The organism is Mesorhizobium sp. M0276, from assembly GCF_040321755.1.
Classification (GTDB): domain Bacteria; phylum Pseudomonadota; class Alphaproteobacteria; order Rhizobiales; family Rhizobiaceae; genus Mesorhizobium.
Map to the genome: position 1 here is coordinate 1 of NZ_JAMYSC010000039.1, position 12,724 is coordinate 12,724.

Annotated in this window: 11 protein-coding genes and 1 pseudogene; 7 read left to right on the plus strand and 5 right to left on the minus strand. The window is 62.6% G+C overall.

Annotated elements, in window-relative coordinates; genetic code table 11:
• From NKJ01_RS25770 to NKJ01_RS25780, 3 genes and pseudogenes are all read right to left on the minus strand, one after another.
• A pseudogene (locus tag NKJ01_RS25770) lies at nt 1-931 on the minus strand (IS91 family transposase); the annotation flags it as partial.
• Between the two features lie 10 nt (nt 932-941).
• Nucleotides 942-1,802 carry a site-specific integrase gene (locus tag NKJ01_RS25775; RefSeq protein ID WP_023731897.1) on the minus strand — a complete coding sequence of 287 codons (861 nt, stop codon included), beginning with the start codon at nt 1,800-1,802 and terminating at the stop codon, nt 942-944.
• Nucleotides 1,803-2,028: 226 nt separating this feature from the next.
• Nucleotides 2,029-3,657, minus strand: a complete 1,629-nt coding sequence (locus NKJ01_RS25780; RefSeq protein WP_352606204.1) for a DNA alkylation response protein — start codon at nt 3,655-3,657, stop codon at nt 2,029-2,031.
• A 212-nt stretch (nt 3,658-3,869) separates the two neighbouring features.
• Here NKJ01_RS25780 and NKJ01_RS25785 point away from each other — a divergent pair, with 212 nt between their 5' ends.
• Genes NKJ01_RS25785 through dprA form a run of 4 tightly spaced genes read left to right on the plus strand, consistent with a single transcriptional unit; the run spans nt 3,870 to nt 7,909 of the window.
• Complete coding sequence (locus NKJ01_RS25785) at nt 3,870-4,850, plus strand: aspartate carbamoyltransferase catalytic subunit (RefSeq protein ID WP_352732155.1); 981 nt, start codon at nt 3,870-3,872, stop codon at nt 4,848-4,850.
• A complete protein-coding gene (locus NKJ01_RS25790) occupies nt 4,847-6,133 on the plus strand; it encodes a dihydroorotase (RefSeq protein WP_352732158.1) in 1,287 nt (428 codons plus the stop codon). Before NKJ01_RS25785 ends, NKJ01_RS25790 begins: the two co-directional genes overlap by 4 nt.
• Nucleotides 6,134-6,191: 58 nt before the next feature.
• Complete coding sequence (gene plsY, locus NKJ01_RS25795) at nt 6,192-6,779, plus strand: glycerol-3-phosphate 1-O-acyltransferase PlsY (protein ID WP_352732161.1); 588 nt, start codon at nt 6,192-6,194, stop codon at nt 6,777-6,779.
• Nucleotides 6,776-7,909, plus strand: a complete 1,134-nt coding sequence (gene dprA, locus NKJ01_RS25800) for a DNA-processing protein DprA (protein ID WP_352732163.1) — start codon at nt 6,776-6,778, stop codon at nt 7,907-7,909. Before plsY ends, dprA begins: the two co-directional genes overlap by 4 nt.
• A 56-nt stretch (nt 7,910-7,965) precedes the next feature.
• On the opposite strand, the gene NKJ01_RS25805 is transcribed toward dprA, so the two are convergent.
• Both NKJ01_RS25805 and NKJ01_RS25810 read right to left on the minus strand, forming a co-directional pair.
• Complete coding sequence (locus NKJ01_RS25805; protein WP_084025411.1) at nt 7,966-8,664, minus strand: Stf0 family sulfotransferase; 699 nt, start codon at nt 8,662-8,664, stop codon at nt 7,966-7,968.
• A 3-nt stretch (nt 8,665-8,667) separates the two neighbouring features.
• Nucleotides 8,668-10,014 carry a glycosyltransferase gene (locus NKJ01_RS25810; RefSeq protein ID WP_352732166.1) on the minus strand — a complete coding sequence of 449 codons (1,347 nt, stop codon included), beginning with the start codon at nt 10,012-10,014 and terminating at the stop codon, nt 8,668-8,670.
• 203 nt (nt 10,015-10,217) lie between these two features.
• On the opposite strand from NKJ01_RS25810, the gene NKJ01_RS25815 reads away from it, so the two are divergent.
• From NKJ01_RS25815 to NKJ01_RS25825, 3 genes are all read left to right on the plus strand, one after another.
• The gene (locus tag NKJ01_RS25815; RefSeq protein WP_245266604.1) at nt 10,218-10,967 is read left to right on the plus strand and encodes a hypothetical protein; all 750 of its coding nucleotides are present in this window, start codon (nt 10,218-10,220) and stop codon (nt 10,965-10,967) included.
• A 148-nt stretch (nt 10,968-11,115) separates the two neighbouring features.
• Nucleotides 11,116-12,000 (plus strand): dihydrodipicolinate synthase family protein, encoded by an 885-nt coding sequence (locus NKJ01_RS25820; RefSeq protein WP_352732169.1) that lies wholly within the window; start codon nt 11,116-11,118, stop codon nt 11,998-12,000.
• A 23-nt stretch (nt 12,001-12,023) separates the two neighbouring features.
• A complete protein-coding gene (locus NKJ01_RS25825; RefSeq protein WP_023759287.1) occupies nt 12,024-12,683 on the plus strand; it encodes a GntR family transcriptional regulator in 660 nt (219 codons plus the stop codon).
• Nucleotides 12,684-12,724: the final 41 nt, after the last annotated feature.

Below are 12,724 nucleotides of genomic sequence, written 5' to 3' on the forward strand. Positions count from 1 at the left end.
ATGAACTCGTCGGCGCTTAAGGTCATGAGCTTGTGTTTGGACTTGTCGTGGTGGAGTCCTTCCAGCGGAAGCTGACCTTTCCCTGGTCCAGGCTCACGAGGCGGCTGTTGGCGATGGCGACGCGATGGGTGTAGCGGCCCAGATAGGCGAGGACCTGTTCGGGACCGCCGAACGGGGGCTTGGCGTAGACGACCCATTCGATGCGCTTCAGTCCAGTCAGTTGGGCGCAGAAAGTGGCAGGGTCGGCCAGGCTGGCGAGATCGCTGAAGAAGCGAAGCTGGCCGGCGTCGAAGGCGTCCTGCAGGCGCCCCAGGAATAGCCGCCTGAACAGACGCGACAGAACCCGCACGGGCAGGAAAAATCCCGGCCGGCAGGCGATCCATCGCTGGTCCCCGGCCTTCGCCGTGGCAGGCTCGAGCGACAGGCCGCCGCCCGGCACGACGCAGTGGACATGCGGATGATGGTGGAGATTTTGACCCCAAGTATGAAGCACGGCCACCATGCCGATCTCGGCGCCCAGATGCCTGGGATCGGCCGCCGCCACCCTCAAGGCTTCGGATGCGGCCTTGAACAGGATCGTATAGACCGCCGCCTTGTTCTGGAAGGCGATCTCAGCGATCTGGGCCGGGACGGTGAAGACCACGTGGAAGTATGGGACCGGCAGCAGCTCAGCCTGCCGCTCGGCCAGCCACTGGGCGCGGGCTAGACCCTGGCACTTGGGGCAGTGACGGTTGCGGCAGGAGTTATAGGCTTGCCGCACGAGACCGCAGTCGGCGCAGTGTTCGGCGTGACCGCCCAGGGCCGCGGTCCGGCACGCCTCCACCGCGGCCATAACCCGGCGCTCGACACGCCCGAGATGGCCGGCATGGTCGCGGCGATAATCAGCCCCGTGACGGTGGAGTACATCCGCCACTTCCAGATCCGGGCGCATGGCGCGCGGCTCAGCCGGGCGCCGTGATCTCCATGCGGAGTTGGTCAAAAGGACTGGCAGTCCGGCCGATCACAGCCGTTGAGACCTGGGCGTATAGTGTCGTCGTCGCCAGGCTGCGATGGCCCAGCAGCACCTGAATGATCCTTATGTCCGTGCCGGCTTCCAAAAGGTGGGTGGCGAAGCTGTGGCGAAGGGTGTGCACCGTCACCCGCTTCTCAACGCCCAGGAACTCGCAGGCTGCTCGACAGGCGATCCCTAAGGTCTGTGGGTGGATCGGGCCGCGGCCATCGCGCCGAGGAAATAGCCATCGCCCCGGCTTGGTCAACCGCCAATAGACGCGCAAAATCTCCAGCAGCTGCGGCGACAGCATCACATAGCGGTCCTTGCCGCCCTTGCCCTGCTCGATGCGAATGATCATCCGGCTGCTATCGATGTCCGTCACCTGCAGACGCGCCGCCTCCGCGGCGCGTAAGCCCACCGCATAGGTGGTCATCAGAGCGACCCGGTTCCTCGTCCCCTTCACGGCCTGCAGAAAGCCGACCACCTCATCGGCGCTCAGCACGATCGGCAACTTGCGCGGCGTCCGGGCGTAAGCGATCCGCTCAGGCAGATCAGATCGACCCAGCGTCACGCCGTAGAAGAAACGCAAGGCGCAAACGGTCTGGTTCAACGCACCCCACGAGACCCTTCGGCCCACCAAGTGGGCCTGATAGGCGCGCACCTCTTCGTATCCCAGTTGATCGGGTGATCGTCCAAAAAATCGACTGAACTTCGCCACGTGATGCACGTAGGATCGCTGGGTCTCCGGTGACAAATTGCGGATCGTCAGATCTTCAATCATCCGCTGACGCAGAGGGCTTATCTGGGCCATCTGGGGTTCTCCTGTCTGGAAGGTTGGCTCAACACCAAATCTTCTCAGACGGGGGCCTCCTCAGGCCAGACCCGCGCATCAGCTACCGCGGCAGCGGTTTAGTTCAATCAGATATGCACGCCTAAGGGAATCCCACGCCGATTCAGCCTCAATTCATTCCGCTCTAGCCATATGCATGGGGATGGCCGCCGACGCATCAAACGCCAGTTCTTGTGATGCTTGCCGCTCAGTTGACCGGCGGATAGAGCGTGTCGATGATCATGCGCGCATCGTGGCGCGAATCGAGCATGCCATAGGTGTTGCGCCATTGGCCGGCCAAACGCGTCTCGACGAAAGCATCTGCGATCCGCCCTGCCCCGAGACGGCGCAACTCCGCTGCCGCAGCCGACAGCGCCAGTTGTTCGGTGAGCAGACGGGCCGAGCCCTCATCGGTTGACGCAACCTGCATCGCCGCCTTCAGCACGCCGATCGTGCCGCGTCCGCCAGTGCCGAGGTCACGGTCGATGCCGGTCAGCACGTCCTCGAACAGGCCAGGCGCGCGGCCAAGCACGCGCAGCACGTCGAGCGCCATGACATTGCCCGAGCCTTCCCAGATCGCGTTGACCGGGGCCTCGCGATAATAGCGGGCGAGCGGCGCCTCCTCGACATAGCCATTGCCGCCGAGACACTCCATCGCCTCGTAGAGCAGCGGCGGCGCGATCTTGCAGACCCAGTATTTGACGACGGGCGTCATGGCGCGGGCAAAGGCCGCTTCACCGCGATCGCTCGCCGCCTCGTCGAAGGACCTCGCCAGCCGGAACGACAGCGCGGTGGCTGCCGCCACGTCGAGCGCCATATCGGCCAGCACGCGCTGCATCAAGGGTTGCTCGATCAGTGTCGAGCCGAACACCTGTCGGTGGCGCGCGTGATGAACGGCCTCGGCGAGGCCCGCACGCATGATCGCCGAGGACGCGATGGCACAATCCAGCCGGGTCAGGGTGACCATGTCCATGATCGTCTTCACGCCGGCACCCGGTTCGCCGACCATCTCGCCTATGGCGTTGACGAATTCCACTTCGGAGGACGCGTTGGAACGGTTGCCGAGCTTGTCCTTCAGCCGCTGAAAACGGAAGCCGTTGCCCGACCCGTCACCGAGAACGCGCGGCACCAGAAAGCACGACAATCCCTCCGGCGCCTGCGCCAGCACCAGGAACGCGTCGGACATCGGCGCCGACATGAACCATTTGTGTCCGGTCAGGCGATAAAACCCGCTGCCGGCACGTTCCGCCCTTGTCACATTGGCGCGCACATCGGTGCCGCCCTGTTTCTCGGTCATGCCCATGCCGAGTGTCAGCCCGGTCTTCTCGACCGGCGGCTTTTGGCTGTGGTCGTATTTGCGCGTCGTCACACGCGGCGCCCATTCGCGAAATAGTTTTGGGCTGGCCATCAAAGCCGCCAGCGAAGCGTTGGTCATGGTGATGGGGCAGAGATGCCCGGTCTCGAGCTCCGCCGTCAGATAGAACCGGGCGGCACGGACCTGATGGCGGCGGCCGATCTCGGCGTCGCCGTTTTCCCAGACCGAGGAATGCAGCCCGTTGGCCACAGAGCGGCGCATCAAGGCGTGGTAGGCGGGATGGAACTCGACCACATCGATGCGCCGTCCCTGGCGGTCATGCGTCCTGAGCTTCGGCGTCTCGACATTGGCGAGCCGGGCCAGTTCCTGCGCCTCTTGCGTCAGCACGAACCGGCCGAGCCCGTCGAGATCCTTGCGCACCGGATCGGAAAAACGCTCCGCGAGCTGGATCAGCAACGGATCGCCCCGCCAGGCGTTGCCGCCCGTAAGCGGCGGCGGCTGGTTCGTCACGTCGTCGGTCACGCCCAATCCTTCTATCGGCAGAAAGGCCCTTCTCGTCAGAAAGCCACGAATCCGAAGCCGTCGGCTAGATATAGCCCAAGCCATGCGGCGCGCGCGATGAAAATACCGGCCGATTTAATCGGCCATCTACACGAAAAAATTGAGGAGAACGGCTCCAATCCAAAGCTGGCGCTTGCAGCCGCAAAATCTCCACCCTATAGCAGCGCCTTGAGATGACCGACGCCTCGTCCCTGCCACCCTACCCTCACCGCCATCTTCTGGGCATCCGCGATCTTTCCCCCGCCGACATAGAGCTATTGCTCGACCGTGCGGACCGCGCGGTCGCGATCTCGCGGCAGTCCGAGAAAAAAACCTCGACGCTGCGCGGCCGCACCCAGATCAACCTGTTCTATGAAGCGTCGACGCGTACGCAGTCGTCGTTCGAACTGGCCGGAAAGCGGCTGGGCGCCGATGTCATGAACATGTCGGTGGCGAGCTCCTCGGTGAAGAAGGGCGAGACGCTGATCGACACGGCGATGACGTTGAACGCCATGCGCCCCGACATCCTGATCATCCGCCACCAATCGGCCGGCGCTGCAGCCCTTCTGGCGCAGAAGGTCGGTTGCTCCGTCGTCAATGCCGGCGACGGCGCGCATGAGCACCCGACACAGGCACTGCTCGACGCACTGACCATCCGCCGCGCCAAAGGCCCGCTGTCGAAGCTGATCGTGGCGATCTGCGGCGATATCCTGCACTCGCGCGTGGCGCGCTCGAACATCATGCTGCTCAACGCGCTTGGCGCGCAGGTGCGCGTCGTCGCACCGTCGACGCTGCTGCCGTCGGGCATCGAGAAGATGGGCGTGATCGTCACCCGCTCGATGGCCGAGGGCCTCAAGGGCGCCGACGTGGTGATGATGCTGCGCTTGCAGCGCGAGCGCATGGAGGGCTCCTTCGTGCCTTCGGTGCGTGAATATTTCCGCTATTTCGGCCTCGATGCCGAGAAGTTGAAGGCCGCCAAGGACGACGCGCTGGTGATGCACCCCGGTCCGATGAACCGCGGCGTCGAGATCGCCTCGGAAATCGCCGACGGTCCGCAGAGCGTCATCCAGGAACAAGTCGAGATGGGCGTTGCCGTGCGTATGGCCGTGATGGAAGCCCTGCTCGACCCCCGTCGCAATCAAGAGGGTCGCAATCACGAAGGCCGTGGCGCATGAGCACAACGGTCTTTGAGCGCGCCCGCATCGTCGACCCCTCGCGCGGCCTCGACGAAGTCGGCACCGTCATCGTCGACGGCCGCAAGATCGTTGCCGCCGGCAAGGCGGCGCTGAACCAGGGCACGCCCGAGGGCGCTGTCGTCGTCGACTGCGCCGGCAAGGCGATCGTTCCAGGCCTGATCGACGGCCGCGTCTTCATCGGCGAGCCGGGCGGCGAGCATCGCGAGACCATTGCATCGGCAAGTGTCGCGGCGGCAGCCGGCGGCGTCACCTCTATCGTCATGATGCCCGACACCGATCCGGTGATCGACAATGTGGCGCTGGTCGAGTTCGTGCTGCGCACCGCCAAGGAGACGGCAAGCGTCAACGTCTTTCCGGCGGCGGCAATCACCAAGGGCCTCGACGGGCGCGAAATGACGGAGTTCGGCCTGCTGCGCGAAGCCGGCGCCGTCGCCTTCACCGATGGCCGCCACACAATATCGAGCGCGCTGATGATGCGCCGTGCGCTGACCTATGCACGCGACTTCGGCGCCACCATCGTGCATGAGACGCAGGACGCCGACCTCGGCTCGTCCGGCGTGATGAATGAAGGCCTCTACGCCAGCTGGCTCGGCCTCTCCGGCATTCCGCGCGAAGCCGAATCCATCCCGCTGGAGCGCGACCTTGCGCTGGCTCGGCTGACGCGCGGTTCGTACCATGCGGCAAAGATCTCGACGGCGATGGCGGCAAACGCCGTGACGCGTGCGAAAGCCGACGGTGCCGCCGTGACATCAGGCGTCGCGATCCACAATCTGTCGCTGAATGAAAACGATGTCGGCGAATACCGCACCTTCTTTCGCCTGACGCCGCCCTTGCGCGCCGAAGAAGACCGGCTGGCGATGATCGAGGCAGTCAGGGACGGCACCATCGACATCATCGTCTCCTCGCATGATCCTCAGGATGTCGACACCAAGCGCCTGCCCTTCGCCGATGCGGCGGCCGGTGCCATCGGGCTCGAAACCCTGTTGGGCGCGGCATTGCGGCTCTACCACAATGGCGACGTGCCGTTGCTGAGGCTGGTCGAAACCTTGTCCACCGCCCCTGCGAGATTGTTCGGACTGCCCGGCGGCACGCTGAAGCCGGGCGCTGTCGCCGATCTTGCGCTTGTCGATCTCGACGAACCCTGGATCGTCAGCGAGAGCGGCATTCGTTCGCGCTCGAAGAACACATGTTTCGAAGGCGCACGCATGCAAGGCAGGGTCTTGCAAACGTTGGTGGCGGGCCGCACAGTGTTCTCGTTCTGAGCTGGCCACCGCGCACCGCGCCTGACCCGGCTAAACTGGGGGAAATGCGGGGGAAACAATGACTTACAGCCTGCTCCTGGCATTGGTGTTCGGCTATTTGCTCGGTTCGATTCCTTTCGGACTTCTGCTCACCCGCGCGGCCGGCCTTGGCGATGTGCGCAAGATCGGCTCCGGCAACATCGGCGCCACCAATGTTCTGCGCACCGGCAACAAGGGCCTTGCCGCCGCGACGCTGCTGCTCGACGCGCTGAAGGGCACGGCCGCCGTGCTGATATCAGGCCATTTTTCGCCTGAACTGGCGATCTGGGCAGGCCTTGGCGCCTTTCTCGGCCATCTCTTCCCGGCATGGCTGGGCTTCAAGGGCGGCAAGGGCGTCGCCACCTATCTCGGCGTGCTGATCGCCCTTGCCTGGCAGGTAGCGCTGATCTTCGCCATCGTCTGGCTGGTGATGGCATTCCTGTTCCGATATTCCTCGCTGGCGGCCCTGACGGCAGCCGTCGTCGTGCCGATCGCCCTCTATCTCTTCAGCACGCCGCAGAATGCCGCCCTGTTCGTGGTGATGAGCATCATCGTCTTTATCAAGCACCGGGAAAACATTTCGCGCCTGCTTGCCGGCAACGAGGGCAAGATCGGAGCCAGGGAGTGAGCGAGCCGGCTGCCGGGCCGCGCCTCAGCGACCGGCAGCGGCTGAGCTGGCTGCGGCTGATCCGCACTCAGAATGTCGGCCCCGCCTCTTTTCGCGACCTGATCAACCGCTTCGGTTCAGCCGAAGTGGCGCTCGAAATACTGCCGGAGCTGATGATTTCAGGCGGCGCCAAACGCATCGCCCGCATTCCTTCCATTGCCGAAGCCGAGGCCGAATTGGAAACGGCCAGAAAGGCTGGCGCGCGCTTTGTCGGCATCGGTGAGACAGACTATCCGCCGCTTTTGCGCAACATGGACAATCCGCCACCGCTGCTGGCGGTCAAAGGCAATGCCGCAGTGTTCCGGCTGCCGGGGGTCGCCATCGTGGGCGCCCGCAACGCATCGCTGGCCGGCATCAAGATGGCGCGCATGCTGGCGGCGGAACTCGGACGCGACGGCTACGCAATCGTCTCCGGCCTGGCGCGCGGCATCGACACGGCGGCGCATCAGGGCAGTCTTGCGACCGGTACGATCGGTGTTCTGGCTGGTGGCCTCGACCTGCCCTACCCGCCCGAAAATGCCGGCTTGTGCGAGGAAATCGCTGAGCGCGGCGCCGTCATATCGGAAATGCCGTTCGGCTGGCAGCCGCGCGCACAGGATTTCCCGCGCCGCAACCGCCTCATCGCGGGCGCGGCCCTTGGGCTGGTGGTTGTCGAGGCAGCACAACGCTCGGGATCGTTGATCAGCGCCAGGCTCGCGGGCGAAATGGGCCGGCTGGTCTTCGCCGTCCCGGGCTCACCGCTCGACCCACGCGCCGCCGGCACCAACGGCCTGCTCAAGGACGGCGCCACCCTGGTCACCGAGGCATCGGACATTTCCAGGGCGATTGCCCCGCTGACCGGCATGCGGGCGCCCGACGTGCCGCCGTTCGAAGAGCCGCCCGACTTCTCGGTCACGCCGCCGCCCGGCGAAAGCGATCGCGCCCGAGTCATCGAGGCGCTCGGCCCGACGCCCGTGCCGATCGACGAGATCATCCGCCACACCGCCCTGCACCCGGCCCAGGTCTTCATGGTGCTGCTGGAACTCGACCTCGCCGGCCGCCTCGAGCGACATGCAGGAGGCAACGTTTCGCTGGTTTTCGAAGGCTCCTGAAGGGCAGCTTGGCCCCTGATCCGCTCGGCGCTCGTCACCGCTGCATGCAGACAGGTCTATACAAGGTCCAGTCTATTTGGATTGCCGCGTTCCCCTTTGAAACGATCTGCCCATTCGAGACTGATCGAATCTCGCTGTTGTTGGATCCCAACGCTGATGGAATCCGGGCTGCGTTGAAGCGCCACGCCCATCATGTCCGCGACCTGACGGACGGCATACGGTGGAGTTTCGACTATCGACTCGTATTCGAGCCGGAGAGGGCTAATCCCGGTTCGGGCAAAAAACATCTCCCAGCGCGCCCTTTCCCGGACCAGCGCGTCGAGTTGCCTCTGAATCAGCTCAGCATCGAACACCGCTGTTTGACTCGATTGCTGAGTCGATCGGTACTGACTGGTCTGGAGAGCTCTCGCCCAGGATATAGCCTGCCCGAGAAGGTCTCGCCTCGAAAGAAAGATGAACTGGAGATTCGGAAGCGCATCGAACCAGTCGATCTGTCCTGAAATCCAATCATGCTGGTGAGCAAAGATTTTCAGACCGTAGATACGATTGGGAGTTGCGCCCATCGTGAGAATTTTTTCGACCTGCCCGACTACATTTTCGGGAAAGTCTGGATCGTCGAAAAACCGGCGCCCCCGCCAATTGAAATATTCGAGCGGGTGTCCAAGCACACCAGTGCCACTGAGATGCTGGCACAGGAAATTACTGCCAGATCTCGGCGATGTGCAAATTGCGTAGCCGCGTAAGTCGTCACACACCCTTCAACCTCGCCTGCGAGCCCGAAGAAACATTTTTCTCATAAGCAGCGGGATCATGCCGTTGTAGAGCCGTTTCGTCTCGCTGACGAAACTTGAAAGGCTCGAAAGCTCCTTGTCAATTCGATGCAATGCAGCCCGGTTGTCCTCAGCCGCACTGTTGAGCGAAATGGAGACATCCAGGATCGGGCCAATTTTTCCAATTTCCGGTCCAATGGATCCGACCTGTTTTCCAAGCTCCGTCAACGCTGCGATGTTGCTCTCCAACGTTTTTGTGTTTGATCGCAGCAATTCCACAAGCGCGGCCTGATCTGGCGAAGTCTGCCATCCATGCATCTCCTTCACGATGGCGGCCCATCTGCGCGGCGGAAGCGATACGCCGATTTCCTCGATCCAGCACGCGGTGGCCAGCGAGCGTTCGTCAGCGGTCGTATCCGTATCGGCCTCAATGGACTGATTGTAGACCCTGAGATGCTCATCGACGAAGTGCGAGATATCAGCCACTTCGCGAAAATAGGCGGAAACCTTGGCGGCATCGCCGGCATCAAACCGCGAGATCGCTTCCATCAGATTTGTGACGGTGGTCGGCTTGGTCAAAAGGCCAACGCCTAGGTTCATTTGCCGCCATGCCTTCATGTTTGCCGTATCCAGCAAGCCGGCGAAGCCACGCGCGTCGCAGACGGCGACTGAGCACCCCACCGCGGCGGCTTCAATGGCCATACGGGCGGTTGCAAACACGATGTCGTATTCGAGCAAATCCTTTTCGAGTTGATGAGAAAAGCGTCCTGTAGCCGGACCCAACTCATCCAGGTGAACGTTGCTTTTCGAGCAGGCTTCGCGCACTGCCTGCTGGTGTTCGAAATTCTTGGTCAGCAGCAGCCCTCTGGCGGGTCTGGAAGGCAGCGGCAGGCGGGGCTTGAAACGTTGAAGGTCGACCGCGTTGTAGATGAGGTCCAATTTGTCAGCCGGTACGCCGCGTGACAGGCATTTGGCCTTGCAGGCTTCATCGACCGCGATCCAGCGGCGTATCTGTGGATGAAGCATGGGAGCTTCGACTTCGAAGAAAGCGCTGTGGCAGGAAAACACGGCTGGCACATCGGGAAACCGCGCCAGCGCGGTCAGGCAAGGCGTCAAATGTTGGCCATGGATGATGTCGGGCTTTTCGACGATTTCTGCAATCCGGTCGACCACATGGTGTCCTCGTCGGCGCATTCTGTCGGCCATATCGCCAAGGGTTGGAGCCAGCACCATGGTTTGATGACCGGCACCGCGAAGCCCGTCGGCCAGCAATTCGACAACGGCTTCGGTACCGCTGTTTTGCGACGCGAACAGATTGGTAATGAGAACCCGCAATGCCGCCTCCTTAGCTGTTTCGCAAGCGCATTGGCTGCGAGGATAACAGATGCTAGGCAGCGTTCTTAGTTTGAAGGCATTGACCCGACAAGCTTGTACAAAATTGAACCGCGCCAACTCGATGTTGGGAACCTTTGATGCCTAGTCGCCTTGATGCGATCCAAGGCGCGGATGTGTGCCGAAACCCGGATTGGAGCCGTAGCTTGTCCGAAAAGTTGCAATATGTGCTGATCCTTGCACATCCCGGGCATGAGCTTAGGATTCATCACTGGCTTGAGCTCAAGAAACCGCGAATCTACCTTTTGACGGATGGTTCAGGCGGCCGCCACTCTGCCCGAACCCAATATTCACGCGACGTGGTGGAAGCTGTTGGCGCAACCGCTGGGGCGGTGTTTGGCGATATTCCGGACGCCGCCTGGTATAAAGCGCTGTTGGCTAGGGACTGTGGAGTCTTTGCCGATGTGCTGGCGAGAATCAACCTCGATGTGTCTGATATGAAGGACGTGCAAATCGTCTCGGACGCGGTCGATGGCTACAATCCGATGCACGATCTGGCATATGCATTCGGCAATGCCCTCAATAGGCTGCTGCAAAGCACACGGCCAGGGCGCAAGCAGCTTTGCACTGCCGCAGTCCCCAATGTGCCGGGGGTTATCGAAGTGGAAACTCAACTGGATTCGGCTGCTCGCACCAGGAAGATGGCTGCGGTCAAAGCCTATACGCCATTGGCGGATGAAGCGCGCCAGATTCTGGATCGGGATCCGCAGTGCTTCGACAGAGAATTCCTCATCTCGCAGCACTTTGACTGGGATGCGCCTTGGACGCCGGAGTGGGAGCGAATTGGCAAGGAGCGCGTGGTGAACAAGGTTTACGACAGGTGCATTACCTACAAGGAAAATGTGCAGCCTGTTGCCCAGCGACTCGTGTCGGGAAACGCCACAAGGCACAAGTAGCGGAGAGCCCAGCCCTCCGTCTTCCAGACGATCTGTGAAGGGCCCGACCATCACCATCCAGCAGCCCTTGAAAAACGCACCAACCAGATTTACAACTGACATGTTAGTGGGCTATCACTGCCTTCGAACATCTTTCGGAGACTTCCCGGTGACATCACGCTTTGGCCTTTCAGCCGCCCTCACCACGCCTTTTGATGCCTCCGGGCAGATCGCCATCGCGCCGATGATCGCCCAGGCCAGGCGTTGCCTGGCGGAGGGGTGCACCAGCGTGACGCTTTTCGGCACCACCGGCGAAGGCGCATCGGTGGGCGCCTCGGAGCGGCGGTCGGTGACCGAAGCCATGCTGGCTGCCGGCATCTTGCCACATCAGCTTGTTGCCGGCGTGCTGGTCGATGCGGCCGAGGACGCCGCCGAACAGGCACGGCATGCCTTGCACCGCGGCGCCCGCAACATTCTGCTTGCGCCGCCGAGCTATTTCAAGAATGTCGGCGAGGACGGCCTTTTCGGCTGGTTTTCCACTGTTTTTGCAGCGCTCGGTCCGCTCGCCCGTGACGTGCTTCTCTACAACATCCCATCTGTCACGATGGTGAAGCTCTCGCTTGGCCTGATCGGCCGCTTGCGCACCGCCTTTCCGGATGTCGTCGCGGGGGTCAAGGATTCCGGCGGCGACTGGGCCTACAGCGAGGCGCTGCTCAGCGCCCATGGCGATCTGGTCATCCTGATCGGTGACGAACGGCATCTGGCGCGAGCGGTGCGAATTGGTGCTCAAGGCGCCATCTCCGGCATGGCCAATTTCGTTACCGGCGAAATCCGCGCCATGGCCGAGGACGGGCGCGATGATACCCGCGTCGAGCGTTTCGTGCTCGAATTGCTCAAATATCCGGTCACGCCGGCGGTGAAGGTCATGGTGGCGCGCAAGACCGGCGACGACCGCTGGCTGGCGGTCCGCCCACCGCTGGAGCCGATCGCTTCGCAGGGGCGCCAACAGCTTGCCGTCGCCTATGACAGTCTGTTTGCCAGGGAATCAGCCTGACCGGCAAAGGGAAGCGCGCTGAAATGGAAGACGGCAGCGAACCGACCACCCTTAGGGAAAAAGCCTATGCCAGCTTCACGCGGCATTTGCTGGCTCGCGATTTGTTGCCGGGGCAATTCGTGTCGCAGCGCGAACTGGTTGCCTTCACCGGCCTGCCGCTCGGTGCCATTCGCGAGATCGTGCCGCGTCTCGAGGCCGAAGGGCTTCTGACGACGATCCCGCAGCGCGGCATGCAGATCGCCCATATCGACATCAGTCTGATCCGCGAGGCTTTTCAGTTCCGCCTGTTCATGGAGCGCGAAGCGGTGGCGCTGTTCACCACCAGCGCGCCCGACGAGGAACTTGCCCGCCTGCGACGCGAACATGAGGAGATGCTGGCGCAAGCCCTTTCGCAGACTCCGACGCCGGAAATGGAAGCCAAGGCCCAAAAGATCGACTGGGCGATGCACGACACTTTCATCGATGCGCTGGGCAACGAGATCATCGCCAAGGCCTATCTGGTCAATTCCGTGAAGATCCGGCTGATCCATCAGGAGCGCTTCCGCATCGACGGGCGCGTCGTGCCGGTCATGCGTGAGCACCTCGCGGTCATCGAAGCCATGGAGAGCCGCGACCCGCAAAAGGCGGTCGAGGCGATCAGCCTGCACATCGACAAGGCGCGCCGGCTGGCGCTGCAAATCTGAGGAAACATGAGCCGCGCCGCGGTCGCGGCGCAATCGACAAC

What these genes read in the sequence shown, in the direction of transcription:
- NKJ01_RS25775 (WP_023731897.1), bottom strand. Translation starts at nt 1,802, where the DNA reads ATGGCCCAGATAAGCCCTCTGCGTCAGCGGATGATTGAAGATCTGACG.
- NKJ01_RS25790 (WP_352732158.1), top strand. Translation starts at nt 4,847, where the DNA reads ATGAGCACAACGGTCTTTGAGCGCGCCCGCATCGTCGACCCCTCGCGC.
- plsY (WP_352732161.1), top strand. Translation starts at nt 6,192, where the DNA reads ATGACTTACAGCCTGCTCCTGGCATTGGTGTTCGGCTATTTGCTCGGT.
- NKJ01_RS25785 (WP_352732155.1), top strand. Translation starts at nt 3,870, where the DNA reads ATGACCGACGCCTCGTCCCTGCCACCCTACCCTCACCGCCATCTTCTG.
- NKJ01_RS25825 (WP_023759287.1), top strand. Translation starts at nt 12,024, where the DNA reads ATGGAAGACGGCAGCGAACCGACCACCCTTAGGGAAAAAGCCTATGCC.